The 25,584-nt window shown below is 68.9% G+C and carries 27 protein-coding genes; 15 read left to right on the forward strand and 12 right to left on the reverse strand.

Annotated features, from left to right (window positions below; translation table 11 throughout):
* The first annotated feature begins 21 nt into the window (after positions 1-21).
* A complete protein-coding gene (locus ATK30_RS21045) occupies positions 22-669 on the forward strand; it encodes a DedA family protein (protein ID WP_101437058.1) in 648 nt (215 codons plus the stop codon).
* A gap of 80 nt (positions 670-749) precedes the next feature.
* On the opposite strand, the gene ATK30_RS21050 is transcribed toward ATK30_RS21045, so the two are convergent.
* Positions 750-1,649: an EamA family transporter gene (locus tag ATK30_RS21050; RefSeq protein ID WP_101437059.1), complete on the reverse strand. Its 900-nt coding sequence runs from the start codon at positions 1,647-1,649 to the stop codon at positions 750-752.
* Positions 1,650-1,735: 86 nt separating this feature from the next.
* On the opposite strand from ATK30_RS21050, the gene ATK30_RS21055 reads away from it, so the two are divergent.
* Complete coding sequence (locus tag ATK30_RS21055; RefSeq protein WP_101437060.1) at positions 1,736-2,641, forward strand: LysR family transcriptional regulator; 906 nt, start codon at positions 1,736-1,738, stop codon at positions 2,639-2,641.
* Here ATK30_RS21055 and ATK30_RS21060 read toward each other — a convergent pair.
* Entirely contained in the window at positions 2,638-3,192 is a 555-nt protein-coding gene (locus tag ATK30_RS21060) for a TetR/AcrR family transcriptional regulator (RefSeq protein ID WP_101437061.1), read from the reverse strand. The two genes, ATK30_RS21055 and ATK30_RS21060, sit on opposite strands and share 4 nt — an antisense overlap.
* A 54-nt stretch (positions 3,193-3,246) precedes the next feature.
* Here ATK30_RS21060 and ATK30_RS21065 point away from each other — a divergent pair, with 54 nt between their 5' ends.
* Positions 3,247-4,377: a serine hydrolase domain-containing protein gene (locus ATK30_RS21065; RefSeq protein WP_101437062.1), complete on the forward strand. Its 1,131-nt coding sequence runs from the start codon at positions 3,247-3,249 to the stop codon at positions 4,375-4,377.
* Here the strand turns inward: ATK30_RS21065 and ATK30_RS21070 are convergent.
* A complete protein-coding gene (locus tag ATK30_RS21070) occupies positions 4,331-4,891 on the reverse strand; it encodes a DedA family protein (protein WP_101437063.1) in 561 nt (186 codons plus the stop codon). The genes ATK30_RS21065 and ATK30_RS21070 overlap by 47 nt on opposite strands.
* Before the next feature lie 209 nt (positions 4,892-5,100).
* Here ATK30_RS21070 and ATK30_RS21075 point away from each other — a divergent pair, with 209 nt between their 5' ends.
* The gene (locus ATK30_RS21075; protein ID WP_101437064.1) at positions 5,101-6,018 is read left to right on the forward strand and encodes an SDR family oxidoreductase; all 918 of its coding nucleotides are present in this window, start codon (positions 5,101-5,103) and stop codon (positions 6,016-6,018) included.
* Between the two features lie 55 nt (positions 6,019-6,073).
* On the opposite strand, the gene ATK30_RS21080 is transcribed toward ATK30_RS21075, so the two are convergent.
* A complete protein-coding gene (locus ATK30_RS21080; protein ID WP_101437065.1) occupies positions 6,074-7,042 on the reverse strand; it encodes a helix-turn-helix transcriptional regulator in 969 nt (322 codons plus the stop codon).
* 19 nt (positions 7,043-7,061) lie between these two features.
* Positions 7,062-8,846, reverse strand: a complete 1,785-nt coding sequence (leuA, locus tag ATK30_RS21085; RefSeq protein WP_167441967.1) for a 2-isopropylmalate synthase — start codon at positions 8,844-8,846, stop codon at positions 7,062-7,064.
* A gap of 244 nt (positions 8,847-9,090) precedes the next feature.
* Here leuA and ATK30_RS21090 point away from each other — a divergent pair, with 244 nt between their 5' ends.
* On the forward strand, positions 9,091-9,465 hold the full coding sequence (locus tag ATK30_RS21090) for a hypothetical protein (RefSeq protein WP_101437067.1): 375 nt from the start codon (positions 9,091-9,093) through the stop codon (positions 9,463-9,465).
* Positions 9,466-9,472: 7 nt separating this feature from the next.
* Here ATK30_RS21090 and ATK30_RS21095 read toward each other — a convergent pair whose 3' ends face one another.
* From ATK30_RS21095 to ATK30_RS21105, 3 genes are all read right to left on the reverse strand, one after another.
* A complete protein-coding gene (locus ATK30_RS21095; protein WP_244194682.1) occupies positions 9,473-10,096 on the reverse strand; it encodes a hypothetical protein in 624 nt (207 codons plus the stop codon).
* Positions 10,097-10,169: 73 nt separating this feature from the next.
* On the reverse strand, positions 10,170-10,829 hold the full coding sequence (locus tag ATK30_RS21100; RefSeq protein WP_101437068.1) for a hypothetical protein: 660 nt from the start codon (positions 10,827-10,829) through the stop codon (positions 10,170-10,172).
* A 107-nt stretch (positions 10,830-10,936) separates the two neighbouring features.
* A complete protein-coding gene (locus ATK30_RS21105; protein WP_101437069.1) occupies positions 10,937-11,527 on the reverse strand; it encodes a nitroreductase family protein in 591 nt (196 codons plus the stop codon).
* Between the two features lie 236 nt (positions 11,528-11,763).
* On the opposite strand from ATK30_RS21105, the gene ATK30_RS21110 reads away from it, so the two are divergent.
* Together ATK30_RS21110 and ATK30_RS21115 are read left to right on the forward strand one after the other, a co-directional pair.
* Positions 11,764-13,029: an aspartate kinase gene (locus ATK30_RS21110; RefSeq protein WP_009084527.1), complete on the forward strand. Its 1,266-nt coding sequence runs from the start codon at positions 11,764-11,766 to the stop codon at positions 13,027-13,029.
* Positions 13,029-14,069, forward strand: a complete 1,041-nt coding sequence (locus tag ATK30_RS21115) for an aspartate-semialdehyde dehydrogenase (protein WP_101437070.1) — start codon at positions 13,029-13,031, stop codon at positions 14,067-14,069. The genes ATK30_RS21110 and ATK30_RS21115 overlap by 1 nt, the downstream gene beginning before the upstream one ends.
* Positions 14,070-14,205: 136 nt before the next feature.
* Here the strand turns inward: ATK30_RS21115 and ATK30_RS21120 are convergent, their stop codons facing one another.
* Positions 14,206-14,445 (reverse strand): hypothetical protein, encoded by a 240-nt coding sequence (locus ATK30_RS21120; protein ID WP_101437071.1) that lies wholly within the window; start codon positions 14,443-14,445, stop codon positions 14,206-14,208.
* On the opposite strand from ATK30_RS21120, the gene ATK30_RS21125 reads away from it, so the two are divergent.
* A complete protein-coding gene (locus ATK30_RS21125; protein ID WP_101437072.1) occupies positions 14,444-15,634 on the forward strand; it encodes an RtcB family protein in 1,191 nt (396 codons plus the stop codon). The two genes, ATK30_RS21120 and ATK30_RS21125, sit on opposite strands and share 2 nt — an antisense overlap.
* A 57-nt stretch (positions 15,635-15,691) precedes the next feature.
* Positions 15,692-16,069 (forward strand): hypothetical protein, encoded by a 378-nt coding sequence (locus ATK30_RS21130; protein WP_101437073.1) that lies wholly within the window; start codon positions 15,692-15,694, stop codon positions 16,067-16,069.
* A 125-nt stretch (positions 16,070-16,194) separates the two neighbouring features.
* Here ATK30_RS21130 and ATK30_RS21135 read toward each other — a convergent pair whose 3' ends face one another.
* Positions 16,195-17,358, reverse strand: coding sequence for an MFS transporter (locus ATK30_RS21135; protein WP_167442202.1), 1,164 nt, complete (start codon positions 17,356-17,358; stop codon positions 16,195-16,197).
* 663 nt (positions 17,359-18,021) lie between these two features.
* On the opposite strand from ATK30_RS21135, the gene ATK30_RS21140 reads away from it, so the two are divergent.
* On the forward strand, positions 18,022-18,579 hold the full coding sequence (locus tag ATK30_RS21140) for a hypothetical protein (RefSeq protein ID WP_101437074.1): 558 nt from the start codon (positions 18,022-18,024) through the stop codon (positions 18,577-18,579).
* 105 nt (positions 18,580-18,684) lie between these two features.
* Here ATK30_RS21140 and ATK30_RS21145 read toward each other — a convergent pair whose 3' ends face one another.
* Positions 18,685-19,737: an alpha/beta hydrolase gene (locus ATK30_RS21145; RefSeq protein WP_101437075.1), complete on the reverse strand. Its 1,053-nt coding sequence runs from the start codon at positions 19,735-19,737 to the stop codon at positions 18,685-18,687.
* Positions 19,738-19,866: 129 nt separating this feature from the next.
* Between ATK30_RS21145 and ATK30_RS21150 the strand changes: the two genes are divergently transcribed.
* The 5 genes from ATK30_RS21150 to ATK30_RS21170 all read left to right on the forward strand — a co-directional run bounded on the left by ATK30_RS21150 (position 19,867) and on the right by ATK30_RS21170 (position 23,694).
* A complete protein-coding gene (locus ATK30_RS21150; RefSeq protein ID WP_208637385.1) occupies positions 19,867-20,439 on the forward strand; it encodes an NADPH-dependent FMN reductase in 573 nt (190 codons plus the stop codon).
* Between the two features lie 132 nt (positions 20,440-20,571).
* The gene (locus ATK30_RS21155; protein WP_067577076.1) at positions 20,572-20,994 is read left to right on the forward strand and encodes an organic hydroperoxide resistance protein; all 423 of its coding nucleotides are present in this window, start codon (positions 20,572-20,574) and stop codon (positions 20,992-20,994) included.
* A 26-nt stretch (positions 20,995-21,020) separates the two neighbouring features.
* Positions 21,021-21,497, forward strand: coding sequence for a DNA starvation/stationary phase protection protein Dps (gene dps, locus ATK30_RS21160; RefSeq protein ID WP_101437076.1), 477 nt, complete (start codon positions 21,021-21,023; stop codon positions 21,495-21,497).
* Between the two features lie 97 nt (positions 21,498-21,594).
* Entirely contained in the window at positions 21,595-22,986 is a 1,392-nt protein-coding gene (locus ATK30_RS21165; protein ID WP_101437077.1) for a glutamate decarboxylase, read from the forward strand.
* 81 nt (positions 22,987-23,067) lie between these two features.
* Positions 23,068-23,694, forward strand: coding sequence for a TIGR03085 family metal-binding protein (locus ATK30_RS21170; RefSeq protein ID WP_101437078.1), 627 nt, complete (start codon positions 23,068-23,070; stop codon positions 23,692-23,694).
* A 38-nt stretch (positions 23,695-23,732) separates the two neighbouring features.
* On the opposite strand, the gene ATK30_RS21175 is transcribed toward ATK30_RS21170, so the two are convergent.
* The gene (locus ATK30_RS21175; RefSeq protein WP_101437079.1) at positions 23,733-25,580 is read right to left on the reverse strand and encodes a S9 family peptidase; all 1,848 of its coding nucleotides are present in this window, start codon (positions 25,578-25,580) and stop codon (positions 23,733-23,735) included.
* Between the last annotated feature and the right edge of the window lie 4 nt (positions 25,581-25,584).

Below are 25,584 nucleotides of genomic sequence, written 5' to 3' on the forward strand. Positions count from 1 at the left end.
CGAATCACAAGGGGGTTGGCAGTGAACATCGACCACGTGCTGGAGGCGATCCCTCCGCTGTCGGTCTACCTGTTGGTGGGCTTGGTGGTGATGGTCGAAAGCCTGGGCATTCCGTTGCCGGGGGAGATCGTGCTGGTGAGCGCGGCGCTGCTGGCGTCGTCGCACAGCGGGCTGAACCCGGTGTGGATCGGCGTGCTGGCGTCGGCGGGCGCGATCGTCGGCGACAGCATCGGGTACCTGATCGGCCGGAAGGGCGGCAAACGGCTGTTCGCCTGGGCGGGCCGGAAGTTCCCCAAGCATTTCGGCCCCGACCACGTCGCGAGCGCGGAACGGATGTTCCACAAACGCGGCATGTGGGCCGTTTTCTTCGGCCGGTTCGTCGCGGTGCTGCGCATCCTGGCCGGCCCGCTCGCCGGGTCGCTGAACATGCACTACCCGCGCTTCCTGATCGCGAACGCACTGGGCGGCATCATCTGGGCGGGCGGAACGACGGCGCTCATCTACTACCTGGGCGTGGTCGCCGACAAATGGCTCAAGGGCTTCCAGTGGGCCGGCCTCGGAGCGGCGCTGGTGATCGGCGTGGTGGTGACGCTGGTGCTGAAGAAGCGCATGGCCCGCAACGCGACGTCGTCCTCGCAGTCGGAAGAGAAGAACGACGCGGTCGCCTGAGCTCGGCTGGCGGGATTCCCCCGGTGGGTCTTCGGACTTGCCGGGGGTTTTCTCTGAGCGGCGGCAAACGGCGGGTGATCTCACACCGGCAGCAGTTCCTCCGGCGTAACCGCGGGCTTCCGCCGCAGCGACCCCAGCAGCACCCCGCCGATCACGACCGCCGCCGCGACCAGGGTGAGCACCGTCGGCACCTCGCCGAGGATGAAGAACGACGCGGTCAACCCCACCACCGGCACCAGCAGCGAGAACGGCGCGACCACGCCCGCCGGGTTGCGGCGCATCAGCGTGGTCCAGATGCCGGAGCCCACGACCGTCCCGAAGATGACCACGTACGCCAGCCCCGCGATGCCGATCAGGCCGGTTTTGGTGCCGAGCGTCGCCAGCGAATGCCAGGCAGCACCAGGCCCCTCGAAGATGCTCGACAACGCCAGCATGGGCAGCGGCGGCACCACGGACATCCACAGCGTCAGGTGGAGCGGGTTGTCCGGCTCCGCGCGGCGCATGCTCAGGTTGCCGATCGCCCAGCTCAGAGCCGCCAGCAAGGTCAGCAGCACCGGCACGAGCGCGGCGTGCGCGGACTGCTGCCAGGCGATCGCCGTCATGCCCGCGACCGCGAGCAGGATCCCGGCGAGCTGCCGTCCGGAGACGCGTTCCCGCAGCAGCACCGCGCCCAGCAGCACGGTGAACGGCGCGGACGCCTGCAGCACCAGCGACGCCAGCCCGGTCGGCATGCCCAGATGCATCGCGACGAACAGGAACGCGAACTGTCCGGTGCCGAACCCGAGTCCGTAGCCCAGGAGGTAACGCAGCTTCACGCGCGGCCGCGGCACGAGGAAGACCGTCGGGACGGCGATCAGCAGGAACCGCAGCGCGCCCGCGAACATCGGCGGGAACTGGCCGAGGGTGGCGTGGATCGCAATGAAATTCAGGCCCCACAAGACGGCGACGAACACGGCGAGCAGACGGTCCCGGATGGCCATGCCTCAACTCTGCCGAGTCATACCTTGAAGCACTAGCGAGAAAATCTGCACTGACTGTGTAGCGACGCTTCACATACACTGCGCGGATGGACTTGGGCAGGCTCCGGACGCTGCGCGAATTCGCCGATCGGGGCAGCGTCACCGCCGCGGCTCGGGCGTTGCACTGCACGCCGTCGGCGATCTCGCAGCAGCTGCGCGCGTTGCAGGCGGAGGTCGGCATCGCGCTCACCGAACCGGCTGGCCGCGGCCTGCGGCTCACGGACGCGGGACGCGCGCTCGTTGCCCGCGCCGACGACGTGCTGGCCGCGCTGGACCGGGCTGAGGCGGAGCTGGACACCTACCGCAGCGCCCCGCGCGGACGCGTGCGGATCGCGATCTTCCAATCCGCCGGCCTGATGCTCCTGCCCGGCCTGCTGCGCCGCATCGACCAGCACGAAAACCTCGAGGTCGACGTCCGCGACGTCGACATGGTTCCGTCGCAGGTGCCCGGCCTGGTCGCCGACTACGACGTGGTCGTCGCGCACCGCGACGAGCACGCGCCCGAGTTCGACACCGAACGCCTCGACGTCGTCCCGCTGCTGCGCGAACCGCTGGACGTCGCCCTCCCCGTCGGCCACCGCCTCGCCCGCAACCGCCGCGTCGGCCTGGCCGATCTCGCCGACGAACGCTGGATCTCGGTGGACCACGGCTTCCCGGTGGACGACGTCCTGCGGTCGCTGACCGTGCGCACCGGCGTGCGGCCGCAGATCGTCCAGCGCATCAACGATTTCCGGATCACCGAACGGCTCGTCGCGGCCGGGCACGGGATCGCGTTGATGCCTCGGTACACAATGGACACTCGACGCGGCAGCGGTTTGGTCGGCCGCCCGCTGGCCGGAATCCGCGCGGCGCGGCTGGTGGAAGCGGTGTGCCGCACCGGCGCCGCGAACCGTCCGGCCGTCGCGACCGTGATCGACGAGATGCGCGCCGAGGTAGCCGCTCTGACGACCTAGCCGGGTTCCCGAGCGGGCAGACCTCGCAGCAACGTGTCGAGAAACAGCTCGAAGCGCGGCGCGTCCGGCCCGAGGTCGAGCGGATTTTCCCGCACCGCAAGCCAGCTGACCGTGCACGTGATGAAGATGTACCAGCTCTGCTCGGCCAGCTCCGGCCGCACACCGGCGTTCGTGAACGTGGTGACCACCTGAGTGCGCAGTCGCCCAAAGGAATCCGGGTTGTGCCGATGCGGCCGGGACAATCGAGTCGCATAACCGGGTACCGCGAGGAACTGATCGTGCATCGCCCACGCGACCTTCGCGAGCCATGGCCGCCAAGACCGTCGCGGCGGCCCGTCCTCCGGAAGCACCCGCTCCAGCATCACTTCGCTGACGAGATCGAACAGCGCGTCCCGATTGGCGACCCAGCGATAGAGCGCGCCGTGCGTCACTCCCAGTCGAGCCGCCAGCTCGCGCATGGTCAACGTGTCGAGGTTCCCGGCGGACAACGCGGCGTCGACGATCCGCTCGCGATCGAGCTGCGCGGGACGGCCGGGCCGGGGTCGGGTCATGCCCAGGACTCTACGTTAGTGACCAATGGTTACAAATTGCGGTAGCGTGGTGGCATGACGACCGTCCACGGCACAGTGAAGCCAGGTTTCGAACGAGTACGAGACGAGTTCGCCGCGGTGGCCGACGGATCCGCCCAGCTGGCGGCGTACCACCGCGGCGAGCAAGTGGTCGACCTCTGGACCGGCCAGGACATCGACGGAGACTCCCTGCTGGGTGCGTACTCCGCGTCGAAAGGGGCAGCGCACCTGACCGTCGCGCTGCTGGTCCAGGACGGCGTGCTGGACCTGGATCAGCGCGTGAGCCACTACTGGCCGGAATTCGCCGCCGAAGGCAAACAAGACGTCACCCTGCGAGATCTCCTGGCGCACCGAGGCGGACTGGTCGGCTCCGACGAAGGGTTCTCGCGCGCGGACCTCGCCGACGACCGCGTCGTCGCCGAACGACTGGCCCGGCAACGTCCGTTCTGGCGGCCGGGCAGCGCGTTCGGCTACCACGCACTGGTGGTCGGCGCGCTCAGCGGCGAGGTCGTCCGTCGCGCAACCGGCCGCACTCTCCAGGAACACTTCGCCGACCGGGTCCGCGATCCGTACGCAGTCGACTTTTACCTCGGCCTGCCCGCCGAACTGGAGCCGAGATTCGTGAGCACGCAACCGATGGTGCTGACTCCCGAACGACAGCTTCCGCTGCCCGCCGCGAACAGCCTGCCGGGCATCGCGTTCAACCGGCACCATCCACAGGGCCCGGAGGTGTGGGAACTGCCGAACTTCCCGGAGGTCCGGCGGCTCGGCGCGGCGTCGTTCGGCGGCGTCGCCTCCGCCCGCGGCCTGGCCCGGATGTACGCGGCGGCGATCAGCCCGCTCGACGGCGAACCGCCGCTGCTGAAGCCGGAAATCGCCGCCGAGTTCGGGCAAATCCAGTCCGTCGGGTACGACGTGGTGCTGCGCGAGCACAAAGCGTTCGGCGTCGGCTTCCACGTCACCAGCGAGCGGTACCCGGAGCTGGGCCAAGGCAGTCTCGGACACAGCGGCGCGGGCGGTCAGCAGGCATTCGCCGACCCTCGCAACGGCATCGCGTACGGCTACACCCGTCGCCGCATCCCGTTCCCGGCCGCGGCCGCTCCGGAGAACGAACCGCTGATCAAGGCGCTGTACTCGGCGCTGCGTGCCGTCGAATCCCCACGGTGATCGCCGAGCCCAGCAGCACCGCGATGGTCAGCGACAGCGCGAGGCTCAGCCCAGGCTCGGTCACCAGCTGTCCGCCGGCGAAGCCGAGCAATGCGACATACGACGTCCACAGCAGCACGCCGACCGCGGACGCGGTCAGAAACTCGGTAAACCGCCACCGCAACGAGCCGGCCAGCAGCGCGCCGACCGTCCCACCGGACGGCAGCCACCGCGCGACGACCAGGACCGGACGCGGATGCCGCTGCAAGCGGCCGTCGAGCCAGGTCAGCCCCGCGGCCAGCTTGCGCCGACGGCCCAGCCGGGTCAGCACGCGCGCCCCGCCGAACCGCCCGAGCGCGTACAACGCCTGGTCGGACAGCAGGCAGCCGAGGCTGGCGACCGCGATCACGACGGCCAGCGAAGTCCCGTGCTGCGCGGCGGTCACGCCCATGCCGAGCAGGGTCACCTCGGTGGGCAACAGCGGCACCAGCGAGACGACGAACAACACCATCAGTCCAGCCGTCGTAGCGTTCATCTCGACCTTCCTCCCCTCCACTGCCCTCCCCGGAGTGGCTTCGCCACCTGCACTTATATGAAACCGCCGCGCCAGCCCGGATGAGTCCCAATCACCGGCTCTTCACAGCAAGGCACAGCCGGGTCATAGCTTTCCCGGGAACCCGGACAGAGGATGTCAGGGTTCCCGCGCACGCTGGTGGTCCACCGACAGAAAAGGGGACGAACCGAATGAGCGGGGAACTGGCCGGCAAGGTCGCGCTCGTGGCGGGCGGCACGCGCGGGGCGAGCCGGGCAATTGCGGTCGAGCTGGGCCGGGCCGGGGCGTACGTGTACGTGACCGGTCGCACGACTCGAGCCGGACGGTCCGAAGTGGACCGTCCGGAGACCATTGAGGACACTCTGGAGCAGATCGAAGCCGCGGGAGGCAAGGGAATCGCACTACGGGTCGACCATCTGGTGAGCGACGAGGTCGCCGCGCTCGCCGAGCGGATCGACGCCGAGCACGGCGGACTCGACATCCTGGTCGACGGCATCTGGGGCGGCGACCGCTACCTGGAGTGGGGCAAACCGGTCTGGGAACATTCGCTGGACGCCAGCCTGCGGATGATGCGGCTGTCCCTCGACGCCCACCTGATCACCAGCCACCACCTGTTTCCGCTGGTGATCCGCCGTCCGGGCGGACTCGTGATCGAGCTGACCGACGGCACCGCCGAGTACAACCGGAAGTATCGCCAGGGCACGTCGCTGCCGTACTACCTGGCCAAGGCGGCGATCAACGTCCTGGCCGTTGGCGAAGCGGCCGAGCTGAAAGCGCACGACTGCACCGCGGTCGCGTTCACGCCGGGGTGGCTGCGGTCGGAAGCGATGCTGGAGATCTTCGAGGTCGCCGAGGAAAACTGGCGCGACGCGACGGTCCGCGAGCCGCACTTCGTGATCTCGGAATCCCCGACGTTCTCCGGCCGCACCGTCGTCGCGCTCGCCGCCGACCCGGACCGGCACCGCTGGACCGGCCAGACCGTTTCCAGCGGGCAGCTGGCGAAGGTCTACGAGATCGACGACGTGGACGGCAGCCGTCCGGACGCGTGGCGGTACATCGAAGAGGTCCAGGAACCCGGAAAGCCCGCCGACGCCACCGGCTACCGCTGATGCCTACGTTCCGTGAAGGACTCCTTGCGGGAATCAGATTCCCTCAAGGAGCCCTTCACGGACGGTTGCGATCGGCGAGGGTTTTGCCGAATTCCGCGACCGCGGCGCGGATCTCCGGCGGGGTCAGCACCTCGACGCCGGGGCCGAGGGAAACCAGCTGTCCGACGGCGACTTCCTTGCCCTCCATGGCGAACTCGGCCTCGGCCCACCCGTCGTCGTCCTTCGGGCCGAGCGACACGAGCACCTCGTTCACGTGCTCCGGCCCGAAAACCCGCCGCAACGCACCCGCCGCGGACCGGTCGAGCCGGGCCGTCACCTTCAACGGCAGCGGCATCTTCTCGAACTCCGCCGACGACGTGCGCCACCAATCCGCGAGCGAGAATTCTTCCGGCCGGGCGAAGGTTTCACCGGTTTCGGCGACCGCCTCCAACCGGGAGACGCGATACGTCCGCAGGTCGGCGTCGAACCGCGCCACCAGGTACCAAACCCCGGCTTTCAGCACGAGACCCAGCGGATCGAGCGTCCGCCGGGTCACCTTGTCGCGCCGCCGATAGCGCACGTCCAGCCGCCGCTGGGTCCACACCGCCTTCGCGACCGCGGGCAGCGCGGCCGCGTCATCCGGCGAGGTGAACCAGGCTGAGGCGTCGAGATGGAACCGGCCGGCGACCGTCCGGGCCTGTTCCTGCAGCTCAGCGGGCATGCTCGCGGACACTTTCGCGTGCGCCGCGGCCACCGCGGTGCCGAGGCCCAGCCCGGCCAGCGCGTCCGGCACGTCGAGGGCCAGCAGCGCGACGGCCTCACGCGAGGTGAGGCCGTCGAGCCGCGAACGCCAGCCGTCGACCAGCCGGATGCCGCCGTACCGCCCTGGTTCGCTCCAGAGCGGCACGCCGGCTTCGCGCAACGCGGCGAGATCCCGCCGCAGCGTCCGCTCGGTCACGCCCAGTTCGTCCGCCAGCTCCCCGACGGTGCCCGCGCGTTTGCGGTGCAGGGTGAAGAGCAGCGCGACCAGGCGCTCGGCTCGCATCCGGCCGGGTCAGGCCACGTCAGCGGTTGGCCCGGTTGACCGCGCTCACTACCGCACGCAGCGAGGCGGTGACGATCGACGGGTCGACGCCGATGCCCCAGAACACGCGGTCGGAGATCGCGCATTCGATGTAGGACGCGGCGCGCGAGTCGTCGCCCGGGCTCAGCGTGTGCTCGCTGTAGTCCAGGAGCCGCAGGTCATAGCCCACAGTGGACAGTGCGTCGAAGAACGCGGCGATCGGCCCGTTGCCGCGGCCGGTGATCTCGTGCTCGTCGCCCTCGACCTTCACCGTGGCCTCGAGGTCGTACTCGCCGCCGCCGTTGTCGGTGACCCGCTGCTTGATCAGCTCCAGCGGGGTCTTCGACTCCAGGTACTCGGCCGAGAACGCGCGCCACATGGTGGCCGGGTCGACCTCGCCGCCCTCGGTGTCGGTGTAAGCCTGGATGACCTTCGAGAACTCGATCTGCAGCCGGCGCGGCAGGTCCAGCTGGTGCTCGGCCTTCATGATGTAGGCGACGCCGCCCTTGCCGGACTGCGAGTTCACCCGGATCACGGCCTCGTAGGTGCGGCCGACGTCCTTCGGGTCGATCGGCAGGTACGGGACCTCCCACGGGTGCTCGTCGACCGGGACGCCCTTCTTGTCCGCGGCGTCCTTCATCGCGTCGAGGCCCTTGTTGATCGCGTCCTGGTGGCTGCCGGAGAAGGCGGTGAACACCAGGTCGCCGCCCCACGGCGAGCGTTCCGGGACCGGCAGCTGGTTGCAGTACTCGACGGTCCGCTTGATCTCGTCCATGTCGGAGAAGTCGATCTGCGGGTCGATGCCCTGGCTGTAGAGGTTCATGCCCAGCGCGACCAGGTCGACGTTGCCGGTGCGCTCGCCGTTGCCGAACAGGCAGCCCTCGATCCGGTCCGCGCCGGCCTGGTAGCCCAGTTCGGCGGCGGCGATGCCGGTGCCGCGGTCGTTGTGCGGGTGCAGCGACAGGATCACCGAATCGCGGCGCTCCAGGTTGCGGCTCATCCACTCGATCGAGTCGGCGTAGACGTTCGGCGTCGCCATCTCGACGGTCGCCGGCAGGTTCAGGATGACCGGCTTCTGCGGGGTCGGCTGCCAGATCTCGGTGACCGCGTTGCACACCTCGAGCGCGTACGACAGCTCGGTGCCGGTGTAGGACTCGGGCGAGTACTGGAAGCGGAACTCGGTGTCGGGCTGCTTCGCCGCCAGCTCGACGACCATTTCCGCGGCCGAGGTGGCGATCTTCTTGATGCCCTCGCGCTCCTCGCGGAACACGACGCGGCGCTGCAGGATCGACGTCGAGTTGTAAATGTGGACGATCGCCCGCGGCGCGCCCTCGAGCGCCTGGAAGGTGCGCTCGATCAGCTCGGGACGGCACTGGGTCAGCACCTGGATGTGCACGTCGTCGGGGATCGCGCCCTCTTCGATGATCTCGCGCACGAAGTCGAAGTCGGTCTGCGAAGCGGCCGGGAAGCCGACCTCGATCTCCTTGTAGCCCATGCGGACCAGCAGGTCGAAGAACTTGCGCTTGCGCGCGGGCGACATCGGGTCGATCAGCGCCTGGTTGCCGTCGCGCAGGTCGACCGCACACCACAGCGGCGCGCGCTCGATGCGCTTGTCCGGCCAGGTGCGGTCGGGTACCTCGATGTTCTCGACGACGTCGTACCAGGGGCGGTACCGGTGAACCGGCATGGACGTGCCGCGCTGCGGGTTCCACGAGGGCTGTCCGGCGGGCGCGGGACGAGAGGGCGTGCGCAGACGGGAGTTAGAAGTGCGGGGGTCGGTGCTCATCGCGGGAAAATCTCCTGAAGGGATCGGTGCGGACGACCGGCACCACAAAGCCCCGCGACGAGGAGCCGGTCAGATCAGGCCCCGTCGCGGCAGCGAAGCAGGAGTTCACGCGCCACGGGGTCACTGTAACCACCCGCCGCGCCGCTTGGGAAGCCGCCCGTCGCGATCGAACTGTTACGTCTGGTGGCTGATACCTGTTACTAGCGGGTAGCGGGCCGCGAGACGACGTGCCAGACTGCCCGGCATGGGCGAGCACGCGGAACAAGCACAGGAAACCGAGGCGAAGGCGCGTCCCCAGCGCACCCCGGTGGACTGGCGGCGCACCCGGGAACGCGCGGTGTCCTTTCTCGCGTCACTCGTGCGCTGGGCCGGACTGCTGTTCGCCGCGGTTCTGGTGCTGCACGTGATTTTCGTCATTGGCGAGGCCAACCAGGGCAACGGCATCGTCTCGTTCGTCCGCAACTGGGCCGACGGCCTGTCGCTCGGCTTCAAGGACCTGTTCACCCCGAGCGACGCGAAGCTGCGAGTGCTGGTGAACTACGGCATCGCGGCGGTGTTCTGGCTGATCGTGTCCGGGATCCTGGCGAAGATCATCCGCCGCGTCGGCGGAGCCGGCTGAGCCGGGATCACGGCTGCCAGATGATCGGATTTGCCTGGTAGTCCGTGCCCTTGGCCAGCCAGGCGTAGGAGTCGTCGTCATACTCCGCGCCGGTCACCGTGGTGCCGGGGACGGCCAGTTCCATCATGCAGGTGCCGTAGGTCGCGCCCTTGGCCGTGAAGACGCCGGCGGCGTCGCTGTGGCACTCCGGCGAGTCCGGGGCCAGCTCCATCCTGCCTTTGGAGCCGTCCTTGAGCAGGCCGCTCACGCCGGTCACCCGGGAGGCGGAGAAGTCGTCGCCGGTCTCGTTCGACACGGTGAACTGGACATAGAACGGCACCAGTCCGGTGAGGTCGTCGCCGAGGTTCATCCGGGCCAGTTCCGCTTGGGTGCCCCGGTCGATGCGAGTCACCGTGACCCCGACCGCGCCGACGGGCGAGGAGTCGGTCGTGAACGGCACCACGGCCTTCTCGCCGATTTTGAGTTTCGTGCCCGGCTTGGTGTAAGCGATCTTCGTCCGCGCAGGCGCGCTGGTCGAGGCGGGTGCCGAGGCCGGGACGGTGCCCGGCGGCGGCGCGTCGGGCGCGCTCGAACACGCGGACAGCGCGAACGCCAACGTCGCCGCCAAGACGATCGGTCTTCTGTCAGGCATCAGTTCTCCCCCAGGACGCGAAAGGGGGGTGCCAGTCCTCGACTGACGCCCCCGCGGCGGTCTCGCGCCGAGCTTACTGCCAGGTCACCGCGTCCTTGCCGTAGTCAGTCTCCGGTGCCAGGTCCCGATACGTGCTCGCGCTGTAGCTGGCTCCCTTGACCTCCGCGCCCGCCGGGGCCAGTGCCAGCACACAGCTGTCGTACGAAGCGCCCTTCGTCGTGAACGCCTTGCCCGAGTTGCCGCTGTCGCACTTCTCGAACTTGCCGATCACCGTCACGTGCGGACCGCTGGTGCCGTCCGCGAGCAGGCCGTTCATCAGGCCCAGCGAGCTGTACGAGAAGTCCGAGCCGGTCTCGTTCGTCACCTTGACCTGGATGTAGTACGGCGTCATCCCCTTGGCCCGGTCGCCGAGCTTCAGCGGGGCCAGGTCGGCCTCGGCGCCCTTGTCGATGCCGGTCACCGTCACGCCGATCGCGCCGGCGTTCTTCTGCGACTTGAACGGCACCACGGCCTTCTCGCCGATCTTCAGCTTCGTGCCCTGCTTGGTGTACTCCGCGGCGGAGGAGGCAGCGGCGGACGAGGAGGACGGCGCGGCCGACGACGCAGCGGCCGACGAGGCGGGCGGAGTGGCGATCGCTGGAGTGGACCCCTCGGAGGAGCTGGAGCACCCGGACAGCGCGAACGCCATCGCCGTTGCGGAAACCGCCAGTACAACCGGCATCGCAGTACGCATTTCGTCGCTCCTTGAGAGTTATCCAACCGATTCAGTGATCCGACCGGTTTGGTGCCTCTCTGACCTCAGCGATGCCGCGACGGTTCCCTCGAATGCTCACGAAACGGTCACAGCGCCGGAGAACCCCATCGGTCGCCGAAGGCGAACTCCGCGAGCGGCAGCCGTCGCCGAGGGGCCAGTTCCCGTTCGATCCGGCGCGGGTCGTCCAGCACGGCCGGGTCGGCGGGAGAGCCGACCGCGATCGCGACCCGGGCCACCGCCTCGTCCGGCAGGCCGAACTCCGCGCGGACCGCGTCCGGCGAGAAGCCCGCCATCTGGTGCGCGATCAGGCCGAGTTCGACCGCCTGCAGGACGAGGTTCTCGGTCGCCAAGCCCAGTCCGTAGTCGGTGTAGGGCACCTCGCCCTTCTCGTTCGTGGTGACCATCACGCCGATCAGCAGCGCGCTCGCCCGGAACGCCCAGGCTTGGTTCCCGGAGTTCAGCGTCGCGAGGATGCGCGGGAACACCGGATCGCCCCGGCGGCCGACGAGGTAGCGCGCCGGCTGGGTGTTGCCGAAAGACGGCGCCCACCTGGCGGCTTCGAGCAATGCGGTCAGCTGGGCGCCGGTGATCTCGGCGGTCTCGTCGTAGGCTCGCGGGCTCCAGCGCTCGGCGATGGCCGGCGCGACGGGAACGCTCGTCTCGGCTGGTTTGCGCATGCGGCGAACGGTAGTACGACCGGGAGTGCTCTCCGTCACTCCGGAGGAAGGGCTTCGAGCTTTCCCCTGGCGTTAAGGAAAATTTACTTCCCCACCCTCCGGAAGGGCGGTGGCGGACCACTCGATGGGGTGGCGAGCGCCGTTCGCGCCGGTAGGCTCTTCCCCAAATGAAGGGCCGTGGGCGCTCCTCGGTGCCCTCCAAGGAGTACGCCCCGGCCCGTCAAGGAGGTTCGGGCGTGGCCCTCGTGGTCCAGAAGTACGGCGGATCGTCGCTGGAAAGTGCCGACCGGATCAAGCGCGTGGCAGAACGGATCGTCGCGACCAAGAAGGCGGGCAACGACGTGGTCGTCGTGTGCTCGGCGATGGGCGACACCACTGATGAGCTGCTCGATCTGGCACAGCAAGTGAACCCGGCGCCGCCGGAGAGGGAAATGGACATGCTGCTCACCGCCGGTGAGCGCATCTCGAACTCGCTGGTCGCCATGGCCATTTCCGCGCAAGGCGCGCAAGCCTGGTCGTTCACCGGTTCCCAAGCGGGCGTGGTCACCACGTCGGTGCACGGAAACGCGCGCATCATCGACGTCACTCCGAGCCGCGTCACCGAGGCGCTGGAGCAGGGTTACGTCGCGCTGGTGGCCGGTTTCCAAGGCGTGGCACAGGACACCAAGGACATCACGACGCTCGGCCGCGGCGGTTCCGACACCACCGCGGTGGCGCTCGCCGCCGCGCTGAACGCGGACGTCTGCGAGATCTACTCCGATGTGGACGGTGTGTATTCGGCCGACCCGCGGATCGTGCCGGACGCCAAAAAGCTCGACACCATCCCGTATGAGGAGATGCTGGAGCTCGCGGCGAGCGGGTCGAAGATCCTGCACCTGCGTTCGGTCGAGTACGCGCGCCGCTACGGCGTGCCGATCCGAGTCCGTTCTTCGTACAGCGACAAGCCGGGCACCACGGTGGCCGGATCGATCGAGGAGATCCCCGTGGAACAAGCGCTGATCACCGGTGTGGCACACGACCGCTCGGAAGCGAAGATCACCGTGACCGGCGTGCCGGACCACGCCGGCGCCGCGGGCAGGATCTTCCGGGTCGTGGCCGACGCCGAAATCGACATCGACATGGTGCTGCAGAACGTGTCCAGCACCTCCTCCGGCCGCACCGACATCACCTTCACGCTCTCGAAGGCCAACGGGGCCAAGGCGGTCAAGGAGCTCGAGAAGATCAAGGCGGAGATCGGCTTCGAGTCGGTCCTGTACGACGACCACGTCGGCAAGGTGTCGCTCGTGGGCGCCGGGATGCGTTCGCACCCGGGCGTCACCGCGACATTCTGCGAGGCGCTGGCCAACGCGGGCGTGAACATCGAAATCATCAACACCTCGGAGATCCGCATTTCGGTGCTGATCCGCGACGCACAGCTGGACGAGGCCGTGCGCGCGATCCACGAGGCGTTCGAACTCGGCGGCGACGAGGAAGCCGTCGTCTACGCGGGGAGTGGTCGCTGATGGCGCAGGGACTTCGGGTCGGAGTGGTCGGGGCTACCGGCCAGGTCGGCGCCGTAATGCGCAAGCTGCTCGACGAGCGGGACTTCCCGGTCGAGCAGATCCGGTACTTCGCCTCGGCCCGTTCCGCGGGACGCACGTTGCCGTGGCGAGACCAGGAAATCACCGTCGAGGACACGGCGACCGCTGATCTGTCCGGTTTGGACATCGCGCTGTTTTCCGCCGGTGGCGCGACTTCGCGCGAGCACGCGTCGCGCTTCGCCGAGGCGGGCGCGATCGTGGTCGACAACTCGTCGGCCTTCCGGCGCGACCCGGACGTGCCGCTGATCGTCAGCGAGGTCAACCCGGAGGCGATCAAGGACGTGCGGAAGGGGATCATCGCGAACCCCAACTGCACCACGATGGCCGCGATGCCGGTCCTCAAGCCGCTGCACGACGAAGCCGGTCTGGTGCGGATGATCGCGAGCACCTACCAGGCGGTGTCGGGCAGCGGTCTGGCCGGCGTCGACGAACTGGCCGCACAGGTGAACGCCGTCGCCACGCGCGCGGCCTCGCTCACGCACGACGGTTCGGCGGTGGAATTCCCGGCCCCGGCCAAGTACGTCGCGCCGATCGCGTTCAACGTCCTGCCGATGGCCGGGTCCATTGTGGACGACGGCACGTTCGAGACGGACGAGGAACAGAAGCTGCGCAACGAAAGCCGGAAGATCCTCGGCATCCCGGACCTCCTGGTGTCCGGCACGTGCGTCCGGGTGCCGGTGTTCACCGGGCACTCGCTGTCAGTGAACGTCGAATTCGAACGGCCGCTGTCGGTCGAGCGGGCGACGGAACTGCTGTCGAACGCGCCGGGCGTGCGGCTGACGGACGTGCCGACGCCGCTGCAGGCCGCCGGCATCGACCCGAGCCTGGTCGGCCGCATCCGCACCGACCCGGGTGTCCCGGACGGGCGCGGCCTGGCGCTGTTCGTCTCCGCCGACAACCTCCGCAAGGGGGCGGCGCTGAACACCGTGCAGATCGCCGAACTGGTGGCCCAGAACCGCTGAGCAAGTCCGAAAAAACTGCCCGGTCCCTGGTCAGGGGCCGGGCAGTTTTATTTCTTCTTCTGCCGAGGCTTAATCGGTTTCAGCCCGAACGCGACCCGGATCTCCGGCTTCTGCAGCGGACGCAGCACGGCCTGCATCAGGAAACCCACAGGAGCAGCCCGACCGGTGTGCCCGCGGCCTGCGAATTCGTGGCGAACGTCAGGATCGCCTCGAGCAGCAGCATCGCCGCCAGGAGACCACTGGTTCTCCGGGACCGGTCCCCGCTGCGGCTTCCGGCAGCGCGATCCGGATGCCGGATGTCCGAAAACCCGTTGTCGCGAGCGCCGGAGTGCCGGATGCTGAACGGGCAAACTTCGTTCTGGGAAAGGAAAGTCATGTACACGGCGGTGGACGGCGAGCGCGTTCCGATCCGGATGTGGGCAGATCCCGCGTCGGTCGAGGACCAAGCGATGCGTCAGCTGCGCAACGTCGCCAACCTGCCTTGGGTGCACGGCGTCGCGGTCATGCCGGACGTCCACTACGGCAAGGGCGCGACGGTGGGCAGCGTCATCGCGATGCGCGACGCGGTCTCCCCTGCCGCGGTCGGCGTCGACATCGGCTGCGGGATGAGCGCGGTGCGGACCTCGCTCACCGCGAGCGATCTGCCGGACGACCTCGGCAAGCTGCGCAAGCGGATAGAGGCGGCGGTACCGGTCGGCTTCGGGCTGCACAAGACGCCGGTCAACACCGCGAAGGTGCACGGTGTCGGCGGCTGGGACACGTTCTGGAAGTCGTTCGGCGACCTGCACGAGGGTGTTCAAGGCCTGCACGACCGGGCGGCGCGGCAGATCGGCAGCCTCGGCGGCGGCAACCACTTCATCGAGGTCTGCCTCGAACAGGGCGGAGCCGACGAGGGCCGCGTGTGGCTGATGCTGCATTCGGGTTCGCGCAACATCGGCAAGGAACTCGCCGAGCGCCACATGGCGATCGCGCGGAAGCTGCCGCACAACCAGGATCTGCCGGACCCCGACCTGTCGGTGTTCGTCGCGGACACGCCGGAAATGCAGGCGTACCGGCGTGACCTTTTCTGGGCACAGGACTACGCGGCGCGGAACCGGGCGACGATGATCGCGCTGGTGAAGCTCGCGGTCGCGGAAGTCATTCCCGGGACGACTTTCGACGACGCAATATCGTGTCACCACAACTATGTCGCCGAGGAAACCTACGACGGCGTCGACCTGCTCGTCACCCGCAAGGGCGCGATCCGGGCCGGCTCCGGAGATCTCGGGATCATCCCAGGCAGCATGGGCACCGGCTCGTACATCGTGCGCGGGCTCGGCAACGCCGCGTCGTTCGAGTCCGCGTCGCATGGGGCCGGACGGCGGATGTCGCGGACGAAGGCGCGCAAGACCTTCACCGCGGCCGACCTCGCCGCGCAGACCGCGGGCGTGGAATGCCGGAAGGACACCGGGGTCGTCGACGAGATCCCGGCCGCGTACAAGGACATCGAGACGGTGATCCAGGCGCAGACTGACCTGGTCGAGGTGGTCGCTCACCTCAAGCAGGTCGTGTGCGTGAAGGGATGAGGAGTCCCGCGGGCGAATCGCGCTGGTGCGCCCGCGGGACCCGCTACGCTGAAGTGCATGAAAAGCTGGGGGGTGGCGGTCGTCCTGGTGGCGGCCGGAACACTGCTGGCCGGATGCGACCAGGTCGATTCGGCGGTCAAGCAGACCAATTCCGCGGTCGACAAGGTCTCCGCGTGCACCGAAGCGCTGGGACTGGCGGACTTGAACCCGTTGGTGGACGGCGAAAAGCTCAAGGCCCGCGCACAGGACAAGCAACGGCGGCTGCGCGAGCTGGCGGCGAATGTCCAGGAGGAGAACGTCAAGAACGCTCTGCTCGGCATGGCTGACTCGTACGTCCAGGTGCAGAAGGAACACCTCGAGGACGCCGGCGTGATCGCCCGGTGGACCAAGCGGAACCTGGAAAAGCTCGACGGGTTGCGCAAAGCCTGCAGCTGACCGCTACCCGGCTCCGGCGCAGCTCTCTGCTCCCGCAAAAGTCCGTGAAGGGCTCCTTGCGGGAATCGGATTCCGTCAAGGAGCCCTTCACGGACGCGCCCAATGCCACATTGGGGCTGCTCAGCTCAGCGGCGAGCCCGGACCGCGGCCGCCAGCGAAGGGGTCCGCACCGAGCTCCGGCGCAGGCGCAGCGACCACACCAGCCCCAGCGCCGCAAGCGCCAGCCCGCCGCATCCGGCCGCTGCGAAGCCCCACGCCGGGCTCGAATGGTCGATCGCGAAGCCGACCACCGGGCTCCCCGCGGCCAGCCCGAGCCGCGTCGAGGCGTCTTGCAGGCCCATCGCCTCGCCGCGCACCGCGGGCGGCGCGAGTTCGCTGACCGATTCCGTCGTGGCGGCGAGCGTCGGGGCGCACAGCAGGTTGGTCGGGATCAGCAGGAGCATCAGCAGCCACCACGGCTGCGTCGCGAGCCCGACCGGGATCACCAGCAGCGCCAGCAGCAGCATCAGCAACCCCTGCGGCAGCGACTTCCGCACCGCGCCGTGCACGATGCCGCCGAGCATCGACGCCGCGCACATCACCGCGATGACCAGGCCGGTCCACCCGACGTCGCCGTGCGAGCGCAGCGCGGCCAGCGTCGCGACCTCCGTGCCGACCAGGCAGAACAGCGTCCCGGCGGCGATCAGCAGGGTCGCCAGCAGCCGTCCGGTCAGCCAGGACCGCAGCGGCGGCCGTACGGTGCCGGTCGGGGCGAGTTCGTCCTCGTTCCGGATCGGCGGGTTGAGCAGGAAGATCAGCAGCGCGGTGACGCCGAAGACGGTGCCGATGCCGCTGAGCGTCAGGGTCGCCGACAGTGACGAGATCGCCGCGATCCCGGCCGCCGGGCCGATCATGAACGACGCCTCGACCAGGATCGTGTCCAGCGAGTACGCCGCGCGCCGCTGCTCGGCGGGCACGAGCGCGGCCAGGATCTGGCGCGCGAGCGAGCCCGCGGGCACCGACAGCACGCCGGCGGGCAGCGCGCACGCCACCAGTGCCCCGTAAGAAAGATGCGGTGCCGCGAACCAGAACGCGGTGGACGACAGCCCGCACACCGCGACCACCGGGCGCAGGCCGTACCGGTCGATGGTCCGCCCGATCGCCGGCGCGCCGAGTGCCATGCCCAGCGTGACGGCCGCGCCGACGACGCCGGCCGCACCGTAGCCCCGGCCGAGACCGCTGACGACGTACAGCGTCAGCGTCACGCCAGTCATCGTCATGGGCACGCGGGCGAAGAACATCAGCGCCATCGACGGGCGGAGTCCGGGGACGCTCAGGACGCGGCGATACGGCTGAAATGGCACGTACCCCATGAGAGCAAGAGTTGGTACGAGCGTGCAACTTCTTTTCGTCACACCGGCCGGGGGCCTCCCGCACACCCGGCCGGGTGTCGCGCAAGCGTTCGGCGGACCCGGAAAATGCGCCCGCGACCTGGCTGCTAACTTCATCGGCAACGCGAAAAAGCATTCTCGCCGCCCATTCGCGAACAGTTTTTCATATTTCTGCGCCGACCTTGGAGTTCTCCGGTCGAAGCGGCAGCGATTCCCCGGAGAAACGGGAGCGGACCCGAAAGCGGGCGGCGGTGCGTGCGTGGGGGAACGCCACGGTCGGACGAGCGAGAGGTCGCGTCCCGACGGGGTGATGAAGGTAATCGATCACGAACTACGCCTGTGTGAGTGAGCGATACCGCCATTCGGGCAATCTGACTACCATGAGTCAGATTCAGGTCCGCGGTCCGTGATTGTCGGGGGACGCGCAAGCTGTCCACGTTAATCAATTGCGGGCCGGTTCCCGGTTCTTGGATTCGGCACGTAAGGGTTAGAAAACCTCCCTATCCGGTGATCGGCTGGTGTTGGGCCGACACGGCGGGTATCGATTTACCCGGCAGGTCCCAGAGGCCAGGGAGGTAAAGAATGAAAGGCAAGATCGGGAGGATCATCGCGGTAGTAGCCGCGGCCAGTCTGCTGGCCGTCGGCACTTCGGGGATGGCCTCCGCGAGCCCGGCGGGCGGCAAAGGCTCCTCGGCCACGCAAGCCGTCGCCGCGCAGGTGCTGCAGATGCGTGACGACCTGACCAAGGTGGCGTACGCCGGGGATGTCGCGAAGACGAGGGCGGACCTCACGCGGCTCAGTCCGGTGCTCGCGGACATCGCGGCGGGCAAGCGCTACCAGGTCCAATCCGAAACCCAGCAACTCTCGTCGGCGGCGAAGGTCCGCGCGGACGAGTCCAACCGGCTCCTCAGCGACCCGACGGCGACGCCGCGGCAAATCCCGCCGTTGCCGATCCCGCCGCTGCCGGACCTGCCCGGACCGCTCAAGGCGGTGAGCGACCTGATCAAGGGTTTGCTCGCCACGGTCACCAGCCTGCTCGGCGGTCTGCTCGGCGGGGTGCCGGTGCCGCCGCTTCCGGTTCCGACGCCGCCGCTGCCGACGCCGCCGGTGCCCGCGCCGGTTCCCGTTCCGGGGGCCTGAGCGGCCTGACCAAGAGGGGAAAGGCTCGGAGCCTGGTGCGGTTCGCCCGCGCCAGGCTCCGTTCCATGTCCGGGCTGGGGCGCCGGTGCGGACCGGCGACGCCGCTCAGGACCGCTTGGCGAGTCCCACCCGCAGTGCGCCGGCCATCTCGGCGATCGCCTCCCGGAACCGCGACCCGACCCCGGCGAAGTTGAGGAATCCATGGATCAGGTCGGCCTGCCGGCTAAGCGCCACCGGTACGCCCGCCGAGCGCAGTTTTTCCGCGTACGCCTCGCCTTCATCGCGCAGCGGGTCGAAGCCCGCGGTCACGATGTAGGCGGGCGGGAGTCCACTGTGGTCAGACGCGAGCAACGGCGACATCCGCGGGTCGGCCTTGTCGACACCCTCGGGCGCGTAATGCCCCTCGAACCACACCATCGCCTCGTCGGTGAGGAAGAGGTCTTCGCCGAAGATCTCGCGGGACCGGCGTCGCGTGGTGAAATCGACCGCCGGGTAGATCAACAGCTGGAACGCCGGCGCCGGGCCGCCGCGCCGCGTCGCCTCCAGCGCGACGACGGCGGACAGGTTGCCGCCCGCGCTGTCGCCGCCCACCGCGATCCGGTCCGGGTCCGCGCCGAGGTCGGCCGCCTTGGCGTGTGCGTAGTCGAACGCGGCCAGCGCGTCCTCCACCGGCCCGGGGAACGGGCTTTCCGGAGCGAGCCGGTACTCCACTGACAGCACCCGGACCCCGGCATGCTTCGCGAGGTAGCGCGCGGCGTTGTCGTGGGTGGCCCGGCTGCCGATGACCCATCCGCCGCCGTGGAAGAACACCAGCAGCGGCGACGGTTCCGGCAGACCGGCCGGGGTGTAGAGGGTGGCGTCGAGGGACGCCTCGCCGGACGGAATGGCGACGTCACGCGTCGCCACCGGCTCGATCCGCTTGCCGTTCACCAGGTGCTGGCTCGCTTCCAGCAGCGCGCGGGACTGCTCGACCGACCCGTTGACCAGCGAAGCACCGCCCAGCTTCTGCAACTTCAGCAGCAACTGGGCGTCGAGAGCGAGTTCCTGGCCGTCCAGTCGCAGCGGCGCACCGGCGATCAGTCTGCGCACCGGCCGGGGCAGCCAGAACAAGAACTGCGCGGCGGCAGCCTGGGCGCGGATCTGCGGCGGAATGGCCATCGTTCCTCCTCGAACGCCGGATGGGCTGAGGTTACTTGCCAGTAGGGACGTTGGTCCAGTCGGCATGTGACCCAAGCCTCCGTCTCAGATCCTGGTCCTCTACTTAGGTAGAGGGGTTAGCCTCGACCTGTGACTTCCGCCAAAAGCGTCAAGGTGCTGGGTATCGGCGGCTCGCTGCGAGAGGGCTCGCAATCCGAGCGCGCGTTGCGCATCGCGCTCGCCGCTGCCGAGGAACGCGGCGTCGTGACCGAGCTGATCCCGGGCCCCGAGCTGGTCCTGCCGTTCTACGACACCGCCGTCCCGGAGCGGGACGAACGCGCGCGGAAGCTCATCGAGGGCGTGCGCCAGGCGGATGGGCTAATCGTCGTCTCTCCCGGCTACCACGGCGGGCTGTCCGGGCTGGTCAAGAACGCCCTCGACTACATCGAGGACCTCCGCGAGGACACCCGTCCCTATCTTGACGGCCGCGCGGTGGGTCTCGCCGCCGTCGCGTACGGCTGGCAGGCCGCGGTCACCACGCTCGAGCAGCTCCGCACGATCACGCACGCTCTGCGCGGCTGGTCCACCCCGTTGGGCGGTTCGATCAACTCCGCCGAGACGAAATTCGACGAGGGCGGCGGCGCGTCCGACGAGAAGAGCGTCCGCACGCTGCGGCTCATCGGGGAGCAGGTCGCGGGACACGCGCTGCTTCGCGCACGCTGAGGTTTCACCTCCTCACCACCCGGTTATTCCGGGGGTGATGACTGCCATGCCGGGGCACTGTTCCGCGGATGCGGGGCGTTGAACTCACTGAGACGCTGACTCCGGAGGCGTCCCAATGAGGAGGTAACACGCATGGCCGAGCCGATTTACACCGCTGTCGCGACCGCGCGAGGAGAAGGGCGCAACGGCGACGTGACGTCCTCGGACGGCGTGCTGGACGAGTCGCTGGCGATCCCCAAGGAGATGGGCGGTCCCGGCGGCGACAAAACCAACCCGGAGCAGCTGTTCGCCGCGGGGTACTCCGCGTGCTTCCTGAGCGCGCTGCAGGCCGTGGCCCGGCAGGCGAAGGTGGCGCTGCCAGCGGCGACGGTGACCGGTTCGGTCAGCGTCTTCAAGAAGGACGCCGGGTTCCAGCTCGGCGTGCGGCTCGACGTGTCGCTGCCCGGTCTGGCGAAGGCCGACGCCGACCAGCTGGTCGAGCAGGCGCACCAGGTCTGCCCGTACTCCAACGCGACCCGCGGCAACATCGAGGTGGAGCTGACCACCACCGTCTGAACCAAGACAGAGGAGGGACACCCGAGATGACCACTTCCCCGATCAAGAGCCCGCTTTCCGATTCGGACAAGGAGATCACCGGCAACGCGCTGCAGGCGACGCTGACCGACCTGATCGACCTGTCGCTGATCGCGAAGCAAGCGCACTGGAACGTCGTGGGCCAGAACTTCCGCAGCGCGCACCTGCAGCTCGACGAGCTGGTGTCGACCGCGCGGCAGTACGTCGACGAGGTGGCCGAGCGGGCCGCCGCGATCGGGGTTTCGCCCAACGGCAAGGCGAAGACCGTCGTGGCGAGCTCCGGTGCGCCGGAGTACCCGGACAACTGGCAGTCCGTCGAGTCCACCATCGCCGCGATCGTCGACACCCTCGCGGCGCTGATCGAACGGCTCCGCAAGCGCATCGACGAAACCGACAAGAGCGACCTCGTGACGCAGGATCTGTTCATCGAGATCGCCCGCGCGCTGGAAGAGGCGCACTGGATGTGGCAGGCGCAGCAAGCCTGACCACACCTCTCCTGGAGAAAAGCCGTCCGCCTTCGCCGCGGGCGGCTTTTCTTTCGTCCGGTGGTCGTCGCGGACGCCCGGCAGTAGGTTCGCTGACATGGTGCTGCATCAGGGGAAACAAGATCGGGCAGACCGGAAGACCGGCACGAATCCGTTGTACGCCGGGAGCAATCCGGCGCTCGCCGCGGATTTCACGATGCCGCGCGACCGGCTGCGGGACGATTCGCTGCCGCCGGACACGGCGCTGCAGCTGGTGCGCGACGAGCTGATGCTCGACGGCAACGCACGGCTCAACCTCGCCACGTTCGTCACGACGTGGATGGAGCCGCAGGCTCGCGAGCTGATGGCCGAATGCGTCGACAAGAACATGATCGACAAGGACGAGTACCCGCAGACCGCGGAACTCGAGCGGCGCTGCGTCAACATCCTCGCCGACCTGTGGCACGCGCCTGATCCCGCCGACATCATGGGCTGCTCGACCACCGGGTCGTCCGAGGCCTGCATGCTCGCCGGAATGGCGCTGAAGCGGCGCTGGTCGAAGCTGGGCCGCACCGGGAAGCCGAACCTGGTGATGGGCATCAACGTCCAGGTGTGCTGGGAAAAGTTCTGCGAATACTGGGAAGTCGAGCCGCGGTTCGTGCCGATGGAGGGCGACCGGTACCACCTGTCCGCGGAAGAAGCGGTCAAGCTCTGCGACGAGAACACCATCGGCGTCGTCGCCATCCTCGGGTCGACCTTCGACGGCAGCTACGAGCCGGTCGCGGAGGTCGCGGCCGCCCTCGACGCGCTGCAGGAGCGGACCGGCTGGGACATCCCGGTGCACGTCGACGGCGCGTCCGGCGCGATGATCGCCCCGTTCCTCGACGAAGACCTGGAATGGGACTTCCGGCTGCCGCGCGTCGCGTCGATCAACACCTCCGGGCACAAATACGGCCTCGTCTACCCCGGCGTCGGCTGGGTCGTGTGGCGCGACAAGGCGGCGCTGCCCGAGGAACTGGTGTTCAACGTCAATTACCTCGGCGGCGACATGCCGACCTTCGCGCTCAACTTCTCCCGGCCTGGCTCGGAAGTCGCCGCGCAGTACTACACATTCGTCCGGCTGGGTCGCGAAGGTTTCCGTGCGGTGCAACAAGCATCGCGCGACGTGGCGACGTATCTGGCCGACGAGATCTCCAAGCTCGAGCCGTTCGAACTCCTCACTCGCGGCGACCAGTTGCCGGTTTTCGCCTTCACGACGCGCTCGGACGTCACCTCGTTCGATGTCTTCGACGTTTCCCGCCGGCTCCGCGAACGAGGCTGGCTCGTGCCCGCGTACACGTTCCCGGACAACCGCACCGACCTGGCGGTGCTGCGGGTCGTCGTCCGCAACGGCTTCACGCACGACCTGGCCGACCTGTTGCTAGGCGATTTGAAGCGCATCCTTCCGGAGCTGAACCGGCAGCCGTCCCCGCAGCACGACCCAGCCACGTCGACGGGATTCCACCACTGATCGCTACCAGCGAGTACTCCGCCTTCCTCCCCTCCACCGCCCTCAGCGGAGTGGCTTCGCCACGCAGTACTGTGCCTGGACATGGGCCTTGCCAAGGATGAACGCCAAGCGCTGAGCGACCTCTTCGAGCAGCTCGGGCCGGACGCCCCGACCCTGTGCGAGGGCTGGCAGACGCGGGACCTGGCCGCGCACCTGGTCGTACGCGAACACCGGCCGGACGCGATGCCCGGGATCCTGGTGCCCGCGCTCGCCGGTCACACGCAGCGAGTGCAGGACGGGGTCGCGGCGCGCCCGTGGGACGACCTGGTCGCCCAGGTGCGTCGGGGCCCGTCGCGCTTCTGGCCGACGTCGATCGGGCCGGTGGACGAGGTGGCGAACAGTGCCGAGTTCCTGGTGCACCACGAAGATGTCCGCAGGGCGCAACCGGAGTGGACCCCGCGCCCGGCCGACCCTTCGCGAGACGCTGCGGCCTGGAGGCTGGCGACGCGGACGGCGAAGCTGAACCTGCGCAAGTCGCCGGTCGGCGTGGTGCTGCGGACTCCGGACGGCCAGTCGGCCTCGGTGAAGTCGGGGGCTCCGGTGGTGACCGTGGTGGGAGAGCCGGTGGAGCTGCTGCTGTTCGTCTTCGGCCGGGATGCGGTGCGGGTGGAGTTCGAAGGGGACGAGGCCGCGGTGGCGCAGTTGAAGGGCGCTAAGCGCGGGCTGTGAGACCGGGCCGTCCAGGAAACCCTGGACGGCCCGAACCCTCAGCGCATTCCCAACGCCCGCAAGGCGAAGTACACCTCAATAGACGTCTGCTTGATCGTCTCGGCGATCACCAGCGAGCCGTGTCCCGCGTCGTAGCGGTAGAACTCGTGGGGTGCGTTGCGTTTCGCGAGGCGGTCCAGGTAGTTCTCGATCTGCCGAATCGGGCACCGCGGGTCGTTGTCGCCGGCCAGGATGAGCACCGGGGCGGACACCGCGTCCACGTACGTCAGCGGCGAGCATTCGCGGTACACCGCTGGCACGTCCTCCGGGGAGCCGCCGAACAGGGCGCGGTCGAACGAACGCAGCTGTTCCATCTCGTCCTCGTACGCGGCCACGTAGTCGGCCACCGGAACGCCCGCGACACCAGCGGCCCACCGCGTCGGCTGGGTGCCCAGCGCCAGCAGCGTCAAGTATCCGCCCCACGAAGCGCCGTTCACGACGCACTTGTCCTTATCGGACAGTCTACTTTCGACCGCCCAGTCATGGACCGCCGCGACGTCTTCCAGTTCGGTCAGGCCCGGGCGGCCTTCGATGGCGTCCCGCCACGCCGAGCCGTAGCCGGTGGATCCGCGATAGTTCACCTCGACCACGGCGAATCCGGCGTCCAGCCACGTCGCGCGGTAGGCGGAGAACCGGTCCTCGTCCGCCGCGTGCGGGCCGCCGTGCAGCGAAAACACTGTCGGCAGCGGGCCTTCCGGGGCGTCTGCGGGCCGGGAAACCAGCGCGTGGATCCGTCCGCCGACGCCCTCCACGAACGCGTCGGTGACCGGCGACGAGCCCGGGGCGCGCTCTCCCGGCGGCGTCAGCAGCACGGAGTCGGTGCCGTCGGCCGCGCGGGCGCGGACCGCGGCGGGCTCGGCGGCGCTGGACCACGAGTACTCGATGGTGCCGTCGGGCCGCACGCCCGCGCCGCCGATCCGTCCGGCCGGAGTGTCCACAGCGGACAGTTCACCGGTGTCGAGGTCGTAGCGGTACAACGAACTGCGTGCCTGGTGGAAGTGCACGACGAGCAGGGCGCGCGCGTCCGGATACCAGTCCGCGACGACCTCGCCGGGGAGGTCGATCAGCAGTTCGGTTTCGGTGTCCGCCCGCACGTCCCAGATCAGCAGTTCTTCGCGACCGCGGCGTTCGTGCAGGACCAGCAGGCGCTGGTCCCCCGGCAGGGGCGAGAACTCCAGCGCCTGCAAGCCTTTTCCTTCGCCGTCCCACTTCTCCGCGACGGTGGTGAACCCGTCGGTGGACAGCACGCGCAAGGCCGGGTGCCGGGAATCGCCGTGCTCGGAATGGGAAATAGCGAGCAGGCTTTCGTCGCGTGACATGGACGCGATTCCCGCGTCGTCCGCGTGCTGGTAAAACCGCTCGGTGACGCCGTCGATTTTCGCGAACAGTTCGCTGCCGTCGTCGGTCGAGACACCGGCGGCGATGACTCGCCGGCCGATTTCGAGTCCGGCCGGATATCCGTCGTGAATGTCGGGCAGTGCTTTGACGGCCGCGGAGCTGTCGCCGTCGAACGCCTGGCTGCGCCAGGACCCGAACTCGTCGCCGTCGGTGTCGTCGAACCACCAGATGGCCGTTCCGTCGGGCGAGGGGGTCGCGTGCAAGGTGCCGTTGGGCCGGTTGGTGACGCGCCGGTGACTGTCGGTGGCCCGGTCCCACGCGTACACCTCCCATACGCCACTGGCGTTGGAGACGTACACGTTGGCGTCGGGTGCGTCGCGGGCCCATTCGGGCACCGAGATGCGCGGCGCGTGGAACCGCGCCAGCCAGCGCTTTTCGGCTTCGGGGTCGTCGAACAGGCGGTCCGGGACCACCGCGGGCGGATTTTGGTTGCCTGACTGCGTGCTCACCCCT

The sequence above is a fragment of the Amycolatopsis echigonensis genome, from assembly GCF_002846615.1.
In the GTDB taxonomy this organism is placed as follows: domain Bacteria; phylum Actinomycetota; class Actinomycetes; order Mycobacteriales; family Pseudonocardiaceae; genus Amycolatopsis; species Amycolatopsis echigonensis.